Origin of the sequence: Candidatus Synechococcus calcipolaris G9 (assembly GCF_029582805.1) — a bacterium.
Taxonomy (GTDB): domain Bacteria; phylum Cyanobacteriota; class Cyanobacteriia; order Thermosynechococcales; family Thermosynechococcaceae; genus Synechococcus_F; species Synechococcus_F calcipolaris.
This window is the reverse complement of the sequence record NZ_JAKKUT010000001.1, coordinates 166,184-182,361: the sequence shown is the minus strand read 5'-3', so window position 1 is coordinate 182,361 and position 16,178 is coordinate 166,184. Positions and strand designations below refer to the sequence as shown.

General features: G+C 46.4%; 23 protein-coding genes, 1 tRNA gene and 1 other RNA gene. 17 read left to right on the top strand and 8 right to left on the bottom strand.

Going from position 1 to position 16,178, the window contains the following annotated elements:
* Positions 1 to 4: 4 nt before the first annotated feature.
* Positions 5 to 925 (top strand): homoserine kinase, encoded by a 921-nt coding sequence (gene thrB, locus L3556_RS00955; RefSeq protein WP_277865429.1) that lies wholly within the window; start codon positions 5 to 7, stop codon positions 923 to 925.
* Positions 926 to 933: 8 nt separating this feature from the next.
* Positions 934 to 1,116: non-coding RNA, 6S RNA (ssrS, locus tag L3556_RS00950), on the top strand.
* Here ssrS and L3556_RS00945 read toward each other — a convergent pair.
* On the bottom strand, positions 1,116 to 2,006 hold the full coding sequence (locus L3556_RS00945; RefSeq protein WP_277865428.1) for an SDR family oxidoreductase: 891 nt from the start codon (positions 2,004 to 2,006) through the stop codon (positions 1,116 to 1,118). The genes ssrS and L3556_RS00945 overlap by 1 nt on opposite strands.
* Positions 2,007 to 2,075: 69 nt before the next feature.
* Between L3556_RS00945 and psbP the strand changes: the two genes are divergently transcribed.
* The 3 genes from psbP (at position 2,076) to L3556_RS00930 (ending at position 3,959) form a co-directional block, all read left to right on the top strand.
* The gene (gene psbP / locus L3556_RS00940; protein ID WP_277865427.1) at positions 2,076 to 2,624 is read left to right on the top strand and encodes a photosystem II reaction center PsbP; all 549 of its coding nucleotides are present in this window, start codon (positions 2,076 to 2,078) and stop codon (positions 2,622 to 2,624) included.
* Between the two features lie 6 nt (positions 2,625 to 2,630).
* A tRNA-Ala gene (locus tag L3556_RS00935) sits at positions 2,631 to 2,703 on the top strand.
* 194 nt (positions 2,704 to 2,897) lie between these two features.
* Positions 2,898 to 3,959: a site-specific integrase gene (locus tag L3556_RS00930; protein WP_277865426.1), complete on the top strand. Its 1,062-nt coding sequence runs from the start codon at positions 2,898 to 2,900 to the stop codon at positions 3,957 to 3,959.
* A gap of 215 nt (positions 3,960 to 4,174) precedes the next feature.
* On the opposite strand, the gene L3556_RS00925 is transcribed toward L3556_RS00930, so the two are convergent.
* From L3556_RS00925 to L3556_RS00900, 6 genes are all read right to left on the bottom strand, one after another.
* Positions 4,175 to 4,396: a hypothetical protein gene (locus L3556_RS00925; RefSeq protein ID WP_277865425.1), complete on the bottom strand. Its 222-nt coding sequence runs from the start codon at positions 4,394 to 4,396 to the stop codon at positions 4,175 to 4,177.
* Positions 4,397 to 4,597: 201 nt separating this feature from the next.
* Positions 4,598 to 4,807, bottom strand: a complete 210-nt coding sequence (locus L3556_RS00920) for a hypothetical protein (protein ID WP_277865424.1) — start codon at positions 4,805 to 4,807, stop codon at positions 4,598 to 4,600.
* Entirely contained in the window at positions 4,797 to 5,012 is a 216-nt protein-coding gene (locus L3556_RS00915) for a hypothetical protein (RefSeq protein ID WP_277865423.1), read from the bottom strand. The genes L3556_RS00920 and L3556_RS00915 overlap by 11 nt, the downstream gene beginning before the upstream one ends.
* A 52-nt stretch (positions 5,013 to 5,064) precedes the next feature.
* Positions 5,065 to 5,277, bottom strand: coding sequence for a hypothetical protein (locus L3556_RS00910; RefSeq protein ID WP_277865422.1), 213 nt, complete (start codon positions 5,275 to 5,277; stop codon positions 5,065 to 5,067).
* A gap of 68 nt (positions 5,278 to 5,345) precedes the next feature.
* Positions 5,346 to 5,684, bottom strand: coding sequence for a hypothetical protein (locus L3556_RS00905; protein ID WP_277865421.1), 339 nt, complete (start codon positions 5,682 to 5,684; stop codon positions 5,346 to 5,348).
* 288 nt (positions 5,685 to 5,972) lie between these two features.
* Complete coding sequence (locus L3556_RS00900) at positions 5,973 to 7,838, bottom strand: VapE domain-containing protein (protein WP_277865420.1); 1,866 nt, start codon at positions 7,836 to 7,838, stop codon at positions 5,973 to 5,975.
* 316 nt (positions 7,839 to 8,154) lie between these two features.
* On the opposite strand from L3556_RS00900, the gene L3556_RS00895 reads away from it, so the two are divergent.
* The 4 genes from L3556_RS00895 to L3556_RS00880 all read left to right on the top strand — a co-directional run bounded on the left by L3556_RS00895 (position 8,155) and on the right by L3556_RS00880 (position 9,357).
* A complete protein-coding gene (locus tag L3556_RS00895; protein ID WP_277865419.1) occupies positions 8,155 to 8,463 on the top strand; it encodes a helix-turn-helix domain-containing protein in 309 nt (102 codons plus the stop codon).
* Positions 8,464 to 8,763, top strand: a complete 300-nt coding sequence (locus tag L3556_RS00890; RefSeq protein WP_277865418.1) for a hypothetical protein — start codon at positions 8,464 to 8,466, stop codon at positions 8,761 to 8,763.
* 1 nt (position 8,764) lies between these two features.
* On the top strand, positions 8,765 to 8,914 hold the full coding sequence (locus L3556_RS00885) for a hypothetical protein (protein WP_277865417.1): 150 nt from the start codon (positions 8,765 to 8,767) through the stop codon (positions 8,912 to 8,914).
* A 236-nt stretch (positions 8,915 to 9,150) separates the two neighbouring features.
* Entirely contained in the window at positions 9,151 to 9,357 is a 207-nt protein-coding gene (locus L3556_RS00880; protein ID WP_277865416.1) for a ssr2422 family thylakoid membrane protein, read from the top strand.
* Here the strand turns inward: L3556_RS00880 and L3556_RS00875 are convergent.
* Complete coding sequence (locus L3556_RS00875) at positions 9,340 to 9,543, bottom strand: hypothetical protein (RefSeq protein ID WP_277865415.1); 204 nt, start codon at positions 9,541 to 9,543, stop codon at positions 9,340 to 9,342. The genes L3556_RS00880 and L3556_RS00875 overlap by 18 nt on opposite strands.
* 50 nt (positions 9,544 to 9,593) lie before the next feature.
* Here L3556_RS00875 and L3556_RS00870 point away from each other — a divergent pair, with 50 nt between their 5' ends.
* The 8 genes from L3556_RS00870 (at position 9,594) to L3556_RS00835 (ending at position 15,976) form a co-directional block, all read left to right on the top strand.
* Positions 9,594 to 9,899 carry a hypothetical protein gene (locus L3556_RS00870; RefSeq protein WP_277865414.1) on the top strand — a complete coding sequence of 102 codons (306 nt, stop codon included), beginning with the start codon at positions 9,594 to 9,596 and terminating at the stop codon, positions 9,897 to 9,899.
* A 446-nt stretch (positions 9,900 to 10,345) separates the two neighbouring features.
* A complete protein-coding gene (locus L3556_RS00865; RefSeq protein WP_277865413.1) occupies positions 10,346 to 12,622 on the top strand; it encodes an IMCp domain-containing protein in 2,277 nt (758 codons plus the stop codon).
* 340 nt (positions 12,623 to 12,962) lie between these two features.
* A complete protein-coding gene (locus tag L3556_RS00860; protein ID WP_277865412.1) occupies positions 12,963 to 13,718 on the top strand; it encodes a hypothetical protein in 756 nt (251 codons plus the stop codon).
* A gap of 25 nt (positions 13,719 to 13,743) precedes the next feature.
* The gene (locus tag L3556_RS00855; RefSeq protein ID WP_277865411.1) at positions 13,744 to 14,526 is read left to right on the top strand and encodes a hypothetical protein; all 783 of its coding nucleotides are present in this window, start codon (positions 13,744 to 13,746) and stop codon (positions 14,524 to 14,526) included.
* A 2-nt stretch (positions 14,527 to 14,528) separates the two neighbouring features.
* Positions 14,529 to 14,927 (top strand): hypothetical protein, encoded by a 399-nt coding sequence (locus tag L3556_RS00850; RefSeq protein ID WP_277865410.1) that lies wholly within the window; start codon positions 14,529 to 14,531, stop codon positions 14,925 to 14,927.
* Positions 14,928 to 14,953: 26 nt separating this feature from the next.
* Positions 14,954 to 15,355, top strand: a complete 402-nt coding sequence (locus tag L3556_RS00845) for a hypothetical protein (RefSeq protein WP_277865409.1) — start codon at positions 14,954 to 14,956, stop codon at positions 15,353 to 15,355.
* Positions 15,352 to 15,657 carry a hypothetical protein gene (locus L3556_RS00840; protein ID WP_277865408.1) on the top strand — a complete coding sequence of 102 codons (306 nt, stop codon included), beginning with the start codon at positions 15,352 to 15,354 and terminating at the stop codon, positions 15,655 to 15,657. The genes L3556_RS00845 and L3556_RS00840 overlap by 4 nt, the downstream gene beginning before the upstream one ends.
* On the top strand, positions 15,647 to 15,976 hold the full coding sequence (locus tag L3556_RS00835; protein WP_277865407.1) for a hypothetical protein: 330 nt from the start codon (positions 15,647 to 15,649) through the stop codon (positions 15,974 to 15,976). The genes L3556_RS00840 and L3556_RS00835 overlap by 11 nt, the downstream gene beginning before the upstream one ends.
* The last annotated feature ends 202 nt before the right edge of the window (positions 15,977 to 16,178 follow it).

Sequence of the window (16,178 nt, the reverse complement as noted above, 5' to 3'; positions counted from 1 at the left end):
ACCCATGTTTACCGTAACTGTTCCAGCGACAACAGCAAACCTTGGCCCCGGCTTTGACTGTGTGGGGGCAGCCCTAAATCTTTATAACTCCTTTACCTTTCGCCTGACGGACGCAGATACGCAGATTGAGATTGAGGGCGAAGAAGCAGGGCGAGTAACACAAACAAAGAATAATCTTGTATACCAGGCCTTCAGAGATTTTTTTAATCATTTGGGCCGGCCCGTTCCCGCCGTCCATGTACAGATCACCTTAGGTGTACCCCTGTCCCGTGGATTGGGGAGTTCTGCTACCGCTATTATTGGTGGGTTGGTGGGGGCCAATCTCCTAGCGGGTTCACCCTATACCTTAGAAGAATTGCTACCCTTGGCGATCGCCCGGGAAGGCCACCCCGATAATGTGGTTCCGGCCCTCTTAGGGGGATGCCGTTTAGCCGTTGGCTCCGAAAAATCATCCACCTGGGTTTACCCAAAAATTTCCTGGCATGAGGCCGTTGTGCCAATTATTGCCATTCCCAATTTTGAACTGTCTACGGAAGCTGCCCGCCAAGTGTTACCCCAGACCTGTTCCTACGGCGATGCCATTTTTAATATGTCCCACCTTGGTCTATTAATCCGTGGTCTGGAACTGGGGCAGGCAGATTGGTTAACCATTGCCCTGGGCGATCGCCTCCACCAACCCTACCGCAAGTCTTTAATTAAGGGCTATGATGCCGTGGCAGCCGCAGCTAAAGATGCAGGGGCCTATGGTCTAGTCATTAGTGGCGCAGGGCCAACCCTTCTAGCCTTAGGAAACCAAGAACAGGCTCCCGCAATTATGGCAGCGATGGAATCAGCGTGGCAAACCATGGGGGTAGTGGCTCAGGTACAAACCACGTCGATCGCCAATAGGGGAGTTTTAATTTCTGATGAGAGAGTGTTAAAATAAGTTTTAAGGTTGTGCTACGGCGTTGGTGACTGCCAATATTGTTTTGTGATCTACAATTACAAAACATTTGGGAACTGCGGTTGTGGGCGGCGGTATACTGGCCTTGCTGTCAGAAACTATACGTCTGTGCCAAGGATCCCCCCTGGTTTTCCAGGTCATAAACTGAGGTAAAACGGCGTCGCGGTCAGCCTTAATCTCCGATCCCCAAATAGCGATTTAAGAAAATCTCTAAGGATTCTAATTGGATATTAAATAGTTTTTCAACCCGCTCAATTTCCGGGTCAGGGCAGAGGCTCTCGTAGGCGAGGAGGGTACGTAGAGTTCCCATTTCAGTCTGAAGATCGCTGCTAATCAAACCAATTAAATGGCGGGCCCCGTCAATGGCTGCCATGGGAATATTAACAACAAAGGGCTGACGATTGAAAAAATAGCCCAACTGCTTTGGAATCTCTTGCCGGGTCATCACGGTTGGATGGGCTAGGGAGAAGATTTGATCATGGGTGATGTTCATTTGACTAGCGGCAACCATAATCCGGGCCAGATCATCAGGACTGGTCAGTTGTAAGCGATGCTCAGGATTGCCAATCAAAAAATAAACACCGGTTTGCTGAAATCGTTCTGCCAAGGGCAATAAGCTGGACATCAGAGTCGTTGGCCGAAAAATTGTATAGGGCAAGCCACTACCCTGAAGATAGGACTCGACTTCATATTTTGCCTTTAAGAGGGGTGAATCCTGGCGATCGCCCCCCACCGCCAAGGGAGACACTAAGCTAAAGTGATGGATGCCATTCCTTTTGGCTTGATCAATTAGATCCACCGTGCCACGATAGTCAATCTTTTGGATACGACTACTGCCTATTTTGCTGGCATGGCAGCTAATCACATAATTGACCCCAGCATAGGATTTTTCAATATCACGCACGTCTTCTATGTCACCAATGAAGATATCGGCCCCCCACTGCTTCAAAAGGTCATAGTCAGAACGAAGACGTACAAATGCTCGAACGGGTTGGTTTAAGGCAATCAACCGCCGAACGACTCGTCTCCCTAATTGACCCGTTGCGCCTGTCACTAAGTACATGGGAACCCCCTTCAATGCAACAATGGTAAAGATGTTTTAGTAAGCGTATCCCTGGCTTAGGGGCAACTTATGGTGCAGCGCATTTTCTGCTTTGGATTGATCTTGGTCGCAACCGTATTAGCCGGGTGTAGTCCCGTCAGCGGTTTGAAAGCCTATGTGGACAGCCTAGATGGCTATCAGTTTCTTTATCCTACAGGATGGGTTCAAGTACAAGTCCGTAATGCTGATGTGGTCTTCCATGATATTATTCAAACCACAGAAAATATTAGCGTTGTTGTTAACCCCGTATCTTCGGGCCAAAATCTGGCAGATATAGGAACTCCCGAGGTGGTAGGAGAACGATTACTCAAAAATGTGATCACTCCCGTTGGTTCTGAACGGAGTTCTGCCTTAATTTCTGCGACGGCTAAAGAGAGCCGTGACAAGCTCTACTATATTTTGGAGTATGCCGTAACATTGCCCAGTGAATCCGGTGGTACCCAGCAACGCCATAACCTGTCAAGTATAGCCGTGAGTCGAGGAAAGCTTTATACTCTAAGTGTTTCTGCTTCTGAAGAACGTTGGCCGAAGGTCGAAGATCAGTTTCAAGCCGTCGTTAACTCGTTCTCAGTGTATTAGATGTCAGGGGAGTTAGCTCAGTTGGTAGAGCGTCGCGATCGCACCGCGAAGGCCAGGGATTCGAGTTCCCTACTCTCCATCGATTTAGGCTAAAATTTTAGAAGGCTCAAACAACCTAAAATGGTTAGGAAGCCAGTCTAGGTATGGGATTTAGGAATCTTTAAGAATTATTAAATATACCTGAATATACCTAAATATACCTGGATATACCTCAAATTTTAGGCAAGTTTTAGGCAAGCGATGGAAGGACGGATCAATCAGGCTAATGGGCGGTTGAAATCTTCGCACGTTGGGGTAACTATCCAGGCCATCGGCGATCGCCTGTACCTTCGCGCTACGTTCCCCCCAAAACCTGGCAGTTCCAAAACTGAACCCTACCAACAGCGGATCGCCCTGGGCGTTAGGGGAACTCCGGCCGGCGTGAGCTTTGCTGAGAAAGAGGCCCGCAAGGTTGGCGCATTGCTCGACTGTCAACAATTCGACTGGGGGCCCTATCTACACAGGGACGCTACCGATAGCGTAGGGGACTGGGTAAACCGCTTTGAGAAACACTACTTTAACCAGCGAGAACGCAACGATAAGACGCAAACTACTTGGGATGGGGATTATCACAAGGTCTTTAAGGGGTTGCCCCCAGATGAACCCTTGACCGGCGATCTACTGCACAGAACCATCCTCAACACTCGGCCCGATAGCAAGACACGGCGGCGGGCCTGCATGGCCTTGGGGGCGTTGGCCAGTTTTGCCGGGATAGAGCTAGACCTAACGGGCCTACGGGGGAGCTACTCACCCCAGAAAAGCAGCCCTAGAGAAATTCCAGACGATCGCCTGATTAGTGAAATTTACTATGAGTTAAAAAACCGCTCTTGGGCATGGGTCTATGGAATGCTGGCCACGTATGGGTTACGCCCCCATGAAATTTTTAGGCTGAATTATGAAACCCTCAGCCAGGGCGATCGCATTGTCCAGGTGCAAGGGAACACCAAAACGGGTTATAGACGGGTTTGGCCCTGCTATCCTGAATGGTTTGATGAGTTTGGTCTGAGTCACGTTAGCTTACCGCCTATAAACAGAGAACGGCCCAACCTTGCAACAGGCCGGGCCGTGGGTCAATACCTTAGGAAATATTTACCCTCCTTTACACCTTACGATCTTCGCCATGCCTGGGCAATTCGCACGCTGGAATATGGGCTTGATTTAACTCTGGCGGCCCAGCAGATGGGCCATAGCGTCCAGGTGCATAGTCAGACTTACCACCACTGGATTAGTGAACGGCATCATCAACGGGCTTTTGAGGCTCTGATGCTGAGGCCGGATCGTCCGTTACCACCTTAATCCACAGTTTCTTATTGCGATATTTGACAACTAATTTCGAGCAGTCGCTAAAAAGAAAGGTTAGTTGTCCATTAAAGTCGCAGAAAATAGGGTTTGACCCAAGAATCAATAGAAACAATTCTATGACACTATAATTGAACCCCAGATTTTCAGAACACATATCAAAAGCAACAAGAAGTTTATTTGCAAAGGCAGCCTGACTTTCACCCTTGGTTTTACTCATGATCTAAAATCTCCAGTTGTTCACACTTGCCATAAACAAGAGCAAACTTATTTAGATACTCGTTGTAACACTTAACTAACTCATCTACTTTCATTTCTAAAAGTTTAGCGTCTGCGAGTGCTTTCCTTGATTTGGTTCGGAAATAGCGTTTTTGAGCTTCCCGCATTTTAGAAATAGTAGTGACAAACTCCTCAAATTCTCGAAATTGAAGCATTATCGATTCTCCAAACGTTTGATAAGGCATTTTTCAATGGCTTTTAGATTCCATTGATAGGTGGGCCGCATTGCTCCAGGGGGAGTAATGATCCGATATTCACGCCCTAGCTGAAACAATCCCCTAGAGCGCAATAGGCGCAATTGTCTAGGGGATATGCCTAGAGCCTTAGCAGTGTCTCTAGTCTGTTTCCACATTGCTCTAAAAATCTTGCTCTAGAAAGTCAAACAAATCATCAACTTGTCTGGCAATTGCCTTTAATGCTTCTAAGCGGAATCGGCCCGCTTCAGTTTCTCCGATTAGATAAGCCGCTAAAAATAGAATTAAGGCAAATTCACGCTTGCTTAACCCTTCATAACGATCTTCAAGCCTTGCGTCACTAGGGAATGCTGGGGAATGTCTAGAACTCATTTTCTATAACCTCCAGGGCTTGGGGGAGCATCATGGCAATTTCGGCGCGGCGGCGGCGTGAGTATCGCTGTAGAAAGGCATCACGGGCTGTTTGGCTATCGCGCAGTTTTTTACAAAATTGGGGGAGATAGAACCCATATTGATCAGCTACTTTCTTGATGTTCTTGACAAGAAGTAAAAACTCTTTGTCTAGTATTTCTTCCATTTTTTCCTCCAAATTTAGGTACAAAAAAAGCCCCAAGGGGGGCCTGTGCAGGTTATAAACCGTGGGTTTCTGCAAATGTCTGCCAATAGGCCTCAGTGGCCTGTTTATATTGGGCGGCTATCTCAGCGATCGCTTCAACCTCCAAAGCGCGTGGGTCAGCGAGAAAAACGGTGATGGAATCCCGTAAGCGGGCCTCCAGCTTGGCCTGTTGCTCTGCCGCCAGGACAAGGGGGGTAACGGGAATATGGGCAGGGCGCATAGTCATAGTAAAATCTCCTTAAATGTTCACAAACTAATGGGTGGGGCCTCTAGGGGCCCCTTTTTCATGGGCGGTTAGCGACGGGCAGGGGGGAGCAGGTCACGGACTAACTGCTGTGTGACCCGTTGCTCCTGGGGGAGTTGGGCCAAGTCACGTAGAATCCGTTCAGCCTGGGGTAACTGCCCTTGGTTCTCCATGACCCAACGCTCCAGGTCAACGATCGTGACTATGGGGGTTTGGTTACGGTAGGGGTTAGGGCTGCCTTGGGGGGTGGGTTGCTCCTGGGCGTTCTCTTGGGATAGGCAATAACCGATACCGATACCGATGAGGGTGGAGAGCATGGTCTGGGCCATAGTGGCATCACTGGACATAGCCGCAAAGCGATCCAAGCCGCCGCTAAAGGGGGATTGCATAGGGGTCTCCTAATTTTTCAAGGTACTGCTTGATGAACTTATCAGTGACAAGTACATTAACTACTTAAATTACTTGATACACTTGTCACTGTCAAGTAGATCGGGCAAAAAATTTTTACTTCGCTTTTTAGGTTGGCCCAGGTTGGCCCATGTGCCTGTTTAAGCAAAATTGCTTTTTTAGGTTGGCCCAGGGTTGGATCGGGTCAAAATTCTTTCTGAGAGCGGGTTTTGGAGTCTTTACCGGCTTGGGTGGGCCAACCTGGGCCATCCTCAAACATAAATAAATTTTTATTTTCGCTCCCACACCCGCATCTTTTTAGCCCCCAATCGCTTGGGAGTCCAGCCATTGGCCTTGAGAATGCCAGAAATCCGCATTTCATCACCCCTGGTTCGTCGCTCCAGGTCAAGATGGATCACGTTGTCCAGAATCTCCCCTGTGGTGACATATTGGGCCATTCGAGCATAGGAGAGAATCACATCTTCCCAAGGGTCTTTTAGCAAGTAGTCCTGGGTAATTTGGTTAGATTCTTCCTGTTCCTCATTGGATAGCCAGTGGGGGGCCCCTTCACGGTAGGCCAATACGGCAGAAGCCCAAATCAAATCCCGTTCTGCCTGCAATAGATCGGCGTTGATCCGCTGATGGCAAGGAATAATTAGGAATCGTCTATTACCAGTGGAATCGGCTAGAAATTCATCCTGGTTGGTTGAGCCAACAATCACACTGGCCCGATCAAACCGCTGAACAGTACGGCCGTAGGGGGGGCGGATTAGGTCACTGGTAGAGGTCAAGAAGGACTTGACGCTGGCCAAGTCTCTACGCTTAAAAACGCTCTCTAGTTCTGCCCATTCCACAAACCAGACCTTATGGAGCTTCAGCCGTTCATCTTTATCAGAGAGGTTACCCAGCGAATCGTCAAACCAAGGGGGACTAGCCAACCGCTTGAAAAACTCACTTTTACCGATGCTTTGGGGCCCTTTCAAAATCAAAGCAGTGTCAACCTTGCACCCTGGCTGGTAGGCCCGCGCTACGGCGGCGATCAGGGTTTTCCTGATATAGGAGTTATAGATGGGCTTGTCTGTGCCAAAATAGCGATCGCTCAAGTTATCGATAAACCCGGCTGAATCCTGGCCAAATTCATCAAAAACCCTATCAAGGTAGTCCTTGACAGGGCTGTAAGCGTTGGTCTTGCCGATGCTGGTTAGGATTTTGGTCACTTGGGCATCTGGGATATGCAGATCATGCTGTAAGGCTAGTTGGATCTGTAATTCATCCAGATCAAAGGGCTTGCCATGGAGTTCTAGTTCTGTGGTTAGCAGATTCAATCGAAGGCGATCGCCTAGAATCTCCTGGGCTTGCTCATAGCGTTGGGCTAGTTTGCAACGCTCCTGGGTCAACTTCTGTTTCTGGAAGGGTTCACGCCATTGCTCAAAGGGCTGGGCAGAATCCAGCAATTTCTGCATTTCCCCAGAGCGATCGTCAAAAGAGGCCAAGTAATCGTCTATGCCCTTTAACTCCCCTGGGGGAATCTCAATCACCTTGACCACGGCTCCAAATACAGAAATTAATCGCCCCAACCGATCTAGGGCGGCCTGTACTGAGGTCTTGGTCAACAGGTCATTATCAAAACAGAGATAAACCAGGAACCCTACACCACAAAAGGGCTTGAGGGTCTCCTTAATTTCCCCCTTGGTTTGCCCATTCCAAACTCCAGGGATTGAGATGGCCGCCGCTATTCCAGTAGACAAAATCGCCCCGGCCTTCTTTGCACCCTCGCAAATGACGATCGGGTATTTGGTCTCTAGTACCTTTTTCCAGTAGTCAGTTCCCATATCCAAAAATAGGGGGGCCGTCTCATACCCTTTACTGCTGAGGTATTTCTGGGGTTTGCCATCACGCAAAGGCGGCGTATCTGGCTTATACTGGGCCCCTTGCCGCCACTGTTCCCCGGTGAATGGATCAACTCCAGCGACGGCCCAACCAGGGACAAGGTGATCGGAGTGCTTCCAGCGGCGATCGCTGTTCAGGTTCAGGAGTTGATCAAGCTCCAGGGGGTCAATGATTGTCCAGACATTACGGGAGATGATCGCCGCCCTGACTGCGGAATCATCCCACTCCTGGTAATGGTTAGGATTCAAAAGGTTAGGATGCAGCATTAATCCGTTCCAAGTCTTGTGGTTAGGATGCAGCATGGTCTAGGTACTCAGAAGATAGACGGGCCAGGAAGTCTGATACAGTTGTTTGTTCCTGGATCGCTCTGATTTTTAGCTTCTGGATTAATTCTGGTGGCAGAAATATTGTTAATCGTTCTTTGGTGATGCTCGACATACTTTGCACCTGAAAGTTCATCAGGCATCGTACAACTGCTTTACGTGCTTGTCAATGTTAACCACTTGATATACTTGTACTATGTAAAGTAGTTGCATAAGTTAAGTTTGCACAGCACCAATGAACTTTGACTCAAGAGAACGGTTGGCCAAGATTGTTAAACAGGCTAGGGGCAATAAAAGTTACCGAGCTTATGGCCGCTTGCTTGGAGTCTCAGGTACAACTGTTCAAGGATGGGAAAATTTACAATATGTCCCAGAGAGAGAGAATCTAGTCAAAATTGCTACTGATGCAGGCTATACCCTTGAAGAATTGATCGAATATTTAGATGGTGAAATGCCAAATCCAAACTTTGGGGCAAAGGAACAGGCCCTCAAATACCTTAGGCTGCTACCCAGGGATGAGCTAGTTCAAGTCTTGAATGAGAGTATAAAAATTCTGGCAGGGGTGTAGATGAACATTGATGATTCCTACGAAGTAATCTTTGAGGCAAACACTCCTTGGTCAGAAAATACAGTTTATTCGTTTGGAAAAATCGTCAAGGATATTGAAAGCAATCTAAACAACAACCGTTACATCAAGCCTTCTGAAATGAGAGTCATTCAACCTGACGGCACATGGAAGCGGGCCAGGCTGAAGGTGACGTATAAAATCAAGGTTGAAGAAATTTCCCCTGAAGCATTGGTTACACCACCACCGGAAGAAGCAAGCGATTCTTATTACGACGATAGTTGGCCACCCCCAGGAGTTTAGAATGAGATTCACCATTACCACAGTAGCCGTAGCGATCGCCCTAATTGCCCTCTATGCCTGGGGTGGGTCATGGCTCAAGAACTTAGGAACCATCGGCATTTTGACCCTGTACTACTTTGCGGCCTTCCAGCCTCCCAAAAGAGGGCTTTAAATAGCATGTTGAAACAACAGAGATATTACGTTCATGGAGATATACTCGAAGACGGTAAGTATTACTGTGCTTTTTGTGATGGATTTGTTTGTTTTGAACATCAATACAATGGGTGCAAGAAAGAAAGTACAGAGCAATATAAACGTTATAGATCCTCGTTGAAAAACTGGAAAGCAAAAATCCACACTATCTTTTTTCGGCATGATAATTCTCCTAACTTGTTCGACTAAACAACTATGCAAGGCAAACTAACAGACAACGAAATTAAAGAAGTCCTGAATGCGATCAACTCCAAGCTAGAAACCCTTGGGGAGCATCAAGATCGGTTCAATGAAAAATTTGAGACCTATCAAAAAGCGACTCAATGGGTCGTTCAATTAGCCTTTAGCCTGATTGCCGCTGCCACCGTCACAGTCATTGTGTCATCAGTCCTGGGCCGATAATTCTTTAATCACCTGATCCCATAAATCATCTAGGCATTTTTCAAAACGTTGGCGCATGATGCCGGCGATCGCCATATCGACCTTATCCAAACTTCTAGGCATAGGATCGCCTGACTGATACGCCTTGTCATAAACAAGGTCACGGGCTGTATTGATCATCTGTTCTAGCTGTGGGTGAATTTTCATAATCTTTTCATAATTGGGCTAACATAAAAATGATCTTAGCAGGATTTCCTATGACAGCCTTTGCTTCCTCTGACTTGCCCTCCAGCGTCAACTCCCTAGAAAAATTAGTCGTATGGTCACAGATGGTTTTGAATCATCTTTACCCCAACATGACCGCTATTGAAGCCCCTAATACAGCCATTCGAGTTGCCACTTCTGGGCTTTTTTATATTGTTGACAGCGATCCAGCCACCTGGCGGCACGTTGGACGCAATAGCATCAAGCTAGACTCTAACTTCCAGCGTGGGGCGGCTAAAATTTGGACTTTTGCAAACGATTTAGGATCAACCGCCATCCCAACTGAATTTAAGTCTTAGTCTAAGTGTCGTTAATCCCCCCGATCGGGTTTATCCCATCTCCCCCAATGGTTCCAGCCCCCATTGCCCCTAGTGATATAGGCATTGGGGGAGAGCCAGCCCTACCCGGTCGCCCTAGTCCCTTTTTACCTGATGCTCCTGGTAATCCGGGGGGTAATCCTTCCGGTGGTCAACCCTTGGTAAGTGATTACTTTGATGATGACTTCACCCATCCCAACCGGCCACCACCGATCGGATTGCCTAAAATCCCCTTAACAGATCTACCACCGCCCCCACCATTGCCCAAAATCCCTAAAATTGATGACCCTAACACAGATACGGCTAGGGAATCTCTACAACGGGCCAGGGAACTATTAGATAAAGGGCGTGAGATATTCGATAGGTTTAGGCGTTTGTTTGACCCTCCCCCAGTAGATCGCGGCTACGCTGATCGGGGGACTGAACCAATGCCATCTAACCCTAATTGGAATGGGCCAGTAACGACCTACTATGTGCCCCCCAATACTACAGTTAATATTCGTTTTACAGGAATCAGGCGAAGGGCTACCTGTCCCTGGTGGTGCAGTTACTATAACGAATCATTTACTGATTACAACCTAGGGAATCGCACTGGCCCGTTTACGATCGCTATTTATAGCAATGGTGGGACGGGGGACGGTGAACGACAGCGGATGTTTATAAAAAATGTAGGGGCATCGGGGAATGGGACAGAAGTTTTTCAAAGCAGTGGTTACACTTCCACAGTTAGATATATTAACCCTAGCTTTTCTGTCAGGTTTATATCCAACGGTGAGCCAGTCCCCCAACCCGCTCAAGGACAAGCACCCCAAAATGGAACGGTAGCACCAGCAAAACCCGCTCCTACTACTGTTCCTGACACTATCCCTACTAAATTGCCTCCTGGTGTTCCTGATCCGGAATATCCCGGCACAGACAAACCCTTACCCCCTGGCGTTGTGCCATTTCGACGGCCTACGCCCCCCGTTGAGCCAGTCCCCCAAACTGAACCAGACCCACCTGCACCAAAGCCTGCAACCCCCAACCCAGTTAATCCCCCAAACGACCCCCCAACTCAAGACCCCCGGAATCCAAACCGGCCGACCCCTCAACCCAGCAAGCCAAACTTACCGGATAGCCCCCGGAAACCTCCCTTTAGCCCTGCTACACCTAGCCCATCCCAGCCAGAAACCACCCCGCTGGTTATTCCCGATCGCCCTCCATCCCCAACAATTAACCCCAACCGTCCAGAAATTTCACCCAACATCCAGCCCCAACAACCAACCCGTACCCCAGAATTACCACCATTTCAGGAACCGTATAAAGACCCCTACAAAGAGCCGATCCCCTTTGTCATTCCGACCCCTGCCCCAATCGTTCCCTATTCCCCACCTCTCACTGACCCTATCCCAGAAACTAAACCCAAAACAGAACCAATCACAAAACCTGCCCCTATTGGCTTACCCATCACCGTAAAGCCTGAAATAGACCCAAATTTAGAGAAAGAACCGGACAAAATTCCCATTCCCATTCCGATTCCGATAACTGACCCAACCCCAGAGCAAGAAAAAGACAAGAAACCGATTCCCATTCCTATTCCTATTCCATTTCCTCCCCTTGATCCTGATCCGCCTATTCAAATAGAAACCGATTCAGATGATTGCAAACCTATGGTATTGCCGTGTTCCCCATGTCCCCCCACATTTAATCAACCTGGGGATAAACCATGTTTTGAATTAAGTTTAGAATTTAATCAAAAATTCGAGGAATTGCTAAATAAAAGCAATGATTGCCCTCAAATTATTGAAACTACTAAGGTTGTAGAAATTACTAAGATTGTAGAAGTGGAACGAATTATAGAAATTCCTGAAATCATAGAAGTGGAACGGGTTATAGAGGTTCCTACGATTGTAGAAGTGGAGCGAATTATAGAAGTTCCTACGATTGTAGAAGTGGATCGAGTTATAGAAGTTCCTGAAATTGTAGAGGTGGATCGGGTTATAGAAATTCCTACGATTGTAGAGGTGGATCGAGTTATAGAAGTTCCTACAATCGTAGAAGTAGACCGGATTGTAGAAGTTCCTGAAATCGTGGAACCACCAACCGAGAATGTCTTGCTACCTACGATTGAATGTGATGAGGATGGCAACCCGGTCAGTAACCCGGTGGTAGTCAGAACATTGGTAGGGGCGATACCCGTAGAGACTCAGGAAAAATTCCATGAAATGGCCAAGCTAGCGATCGAGCAATGCAAGGATGAAAATGATGATGGCTGTAATGTCGTACTTCCCAGTGATGTTTATTCGGAATACAACCTTGAAAGTCAATTAGTAATAACCTTTGGGTTGAATTATCCAAAACATAGGGGTTCGGCTTGGAATATCCACATCCCTAATCCCATTGAAGATTTGAACTGGTGTGAACATTTTGACTCTTTAATGTGGGTTAGAGGTAATGTTTATGGGCGTTTATTTTTCGATGGAAATAGCAGACTATGGACAGGGGGATATTTTGATTCGGAAGAAGAAGCTAACAGGGTTTTAATGCAATTACAATCATTATCAAAGTATGATGACTATCGAATACGAATTACTAAAGGTGGTAGCCCAAAAAGAACAATAAAAGGGCAAACTACTAGAGCTGTCAGGGCATCTATCGTATTGTTTGATGATGAAATGAACCCAACAGATAATAAATGTTTCAAGCCCCCTGCTGATGGGTGTTAGCCCATTTCACGAATAGCCGTCCTTTGTGTTGGCTTACATAAACTTTGCAATCTCTCATCATTTTATACACCTGGGATCGCGTGTAGTAATTTTGCTGACAGAATTTTGTTAATGGGATATACCAATCTTCGGAATTATACTCACAGCGCGGATAGTTGCTCTTGAACGAGTACTTACTAGAGCGTGAATTATTACCTTTAGTTCGCATTTTTAACCTCTTTCCACCTATGAACCATCATCGTGTCGTCACTACTGACGAACATTAGTTACTATTCCTGAAAGCCTAGCACAGACTGGGTTTGAGGGTATAGTCTAACTAGCGTCTTTTGGACAGAGATAAATGCTTAATTTTGAATATTTTGATGCCAGTGGTAACACTGTAGCTCAAGGTGTTTTCCTCCCAGTTGCGTCTTTACCTGGGCTAGAAGCTGATGAATTGGCCCCCGCTGCGGCAGACAAGGAAAGTAAGGCGGTTTTGGCTGTTCTGACCGCTATTCAGTTATTTTTACTGAGTAATCCGGGCACATTGGGCTTTAACTTGATTAAAAGTACACCTACTGGCCCGCAGTTAGACACGATTAACGAGCAATTTACCGCTACTGTTGGCTACTTGGCCAATCATGCCAATAACTCCATGGGCCCAGTGCCTCTACCCACCACTGGAAATTTTAATGGCTTGGGTGGTCTGGCTATTGATGATGTTTTTCCTAATGCCTCAAAACTGAATGCAGAAGCATCCACTGGATCGGCGGGAATTTTGATTCCTAGTTCCTTACTGGTTACGCATGGTTCACCGGCCCATGGTGATCTAGATGTAGAGGCAGATTCACGGCTTTGGTTTGGGAGCTTGGTTTTGTACCTGGCTTCTAACGTTGTGTTGAGAAATGCCCAGAATGCCAGCGCGATCGTATCTCGGGCCATTGGGAATAACACAGGGGCCACCATTCCGGCTACTTGGACAGCCACCCCTAATCCATTATCTGGAATCCAATCAAGTGAGTTGCCATTGTTGTCGCTATTTAACCGTAACTACGCGATCACAATTCAGCAATTGATTGATCCAGAAGATCAAACCCTTGATGTCAACCATATCTAGCTAAGGGCTAAGAGAGGAAAATAGAATGGCCCCAATTATTAGCCGTCAGGTTGTCGAATATAAAAGTGATTTGATCGTCAATGGGCAGTTACACACTATCAAGAAACTACGTTTCAAGATGAAGGAAGGGAAGCTTGATCCCTTTACGGATTGCGCTCAGATTGAGATGCCTGATTCAGTATGTGGTTCTGCCTCAATTCTCAAACCCCGTGCTGTAGTGGTGACGTTCAATACAGGTGAACGAATCCGTTTTCCTATTGATGAACCGTCTAAAGTACCCACTTGTATAGCCGTCCTATCTGCCAGGGATGATGTCATCTGTGTAGATTTGGATGGAGAAGAATGGCGGGTGATCCCTCCCAGTTTGACAGGAGGAGGTACTCCAAACGCTACGCCTTACTCACTGCCAACTGGAGCTAAAAGCGAAAAGCTCACAGGGGGGTACGATTACACATCGGATGTTATGGGCCAAGTGCGTTATAAATACGCAGTGGAACTATTACCAGATGCGATCAGTTCTGTCATTCTGACGTGCTTAGAAAATACAGGCCCCAAAGATGCGTGTACGTTGCCGATTCCAGGCTTTCGACCTCGACATCTGACACTAAAGGCCAATCGAGAGCGTACTCCTGGGGAACCTAACAGCCCAATGATCGCCCGTAAAGTTCCGGTCAGTTCCGTTACTGGGGTGGCGGAATGTGCCGAAGCCCTAGCTCCGTTGGGATTGTGTTTATCCTACAAAGGTGAATCAATCAGGAATGCTCACAATCTAATTGGTGATCCTGGCTCTGGGTTGATTCCTATTTAGTGATGACTCTCTACATCACTCAATACACATCTGATCTGGGAGTAGTTTTTGATCAAGTTGCCATCAACACAGTTTTGATCATTGATGGGGCAAGACAAAGTTCAGAATACAACTTTGAACAGCCATTTTTACCTGATGTTTGGCGATCTTGGTGTCTGCTCCCAGAGCAATTGATTAGCAGCAATCGAGAGGGACAATGCTCTATCCCCTATTCCAGTATTCGTAGGGCTAGATTAGCCATTGCTGCTGATATGTTTCTAGAAGTGCCTGTACCATGGCGTGGAAACAATGATAGATTTATCCAATTTTTCCAGGCAATAGCGGCAAATAGTTCAATTATCTACACCGAGTTAACTGGTGATAATATTCCTCAGTTTTTCACTAAGGTTTGGAGTCAATGACTACGAGACGTTACAAGGATTTAGTGATGATCTATGATCTTGATTTTAATGTCCAGGTCATAGGCAGACAACGAATATATAAGGTACTGGAGGATGAAAACATTCAAACTCCAATTACTACCTTAAGCACGGCTAGAACATTGCCTACTGAAACGGGTGATCCAGTCATTGATGCTGGATTAAAGCTGATCACAGAAATAACCCAAGACATCAAGGGAAATTTGCTGTGCAGGCACGTTGAAACCTGCCTAGATAATCCATTCAACAAGGAACAGATTAGCCGTTTTGATGTGATTGTCCCTTATCGCCCTACCAATCCCCTAAACAAGGCTCACGTAAGGGAAATACTCAATCAACAAAATGTAAAAACTGGTCGGTATAAGGGCGAAGGCTACAAAACGATGAGTAAACTAACTCCATACCTATGAGTACCATTATTTATGATGACATTACTCTCTTGGATACTTTTACTTATACTGGCGAATTCACTGGCGGTAATTATGTACTGTTTCTTACTCCTGATTTAGAGATAGATGAAGGGCTAGAGTTTCCCGTCTCTTTTGTCGTAAAAACAACTATAGAAGATGAAATCTATAAACGAAAATTACCCGGTAGCGTATTTGTGGATACTCAGGAAATCTTGCTCATTCCTCCCCAGTTGAGTAATTCAGTATGGTATTTATCATTGTCGTTGTTTTCACAATTTAGGTTAACTATTCATGTTTTCTAACTATCAATATCATACCAATTACGGTCTGAAAGTAGAATTTGACCCACTATTAGAAGCGATTGGTGAGCTACCTGATTATTTTGTTTTGCAACACTGGCAAGCACACCCTAGGTTTTATCGGCATTTTGCCTATTTTGAATACAAAAAAGGGGTAGGTAAATATCAGACGTTGCCCCATGGCCGCGTGATTATTCAGGCAATACCCCAAACGTTACAGATTAATGAACGGATTCATAGGACGGTTCCTACTGCGGTTTTGTACTATCCCAATTCAGTGTTGGTTAAGGGTGATAATTTCTGGAGGTTGGAAAATGCCTGATTGGAACGAAATAAGGAAACAGGTTGATTCCATCCAAAGGAGCTTGGATAGGATTAAATCTGACATTGACGAATTACGGAAAAACGACAACAGGCAATTGGTTATTTTGATTGCTTTGGTGTCTGGACTGTTGGGGTTGGACATCACTAAGGTAACGCTCCTTTTTAGCAATCTAAATTCTGGCAACGGTACTTATACAGAA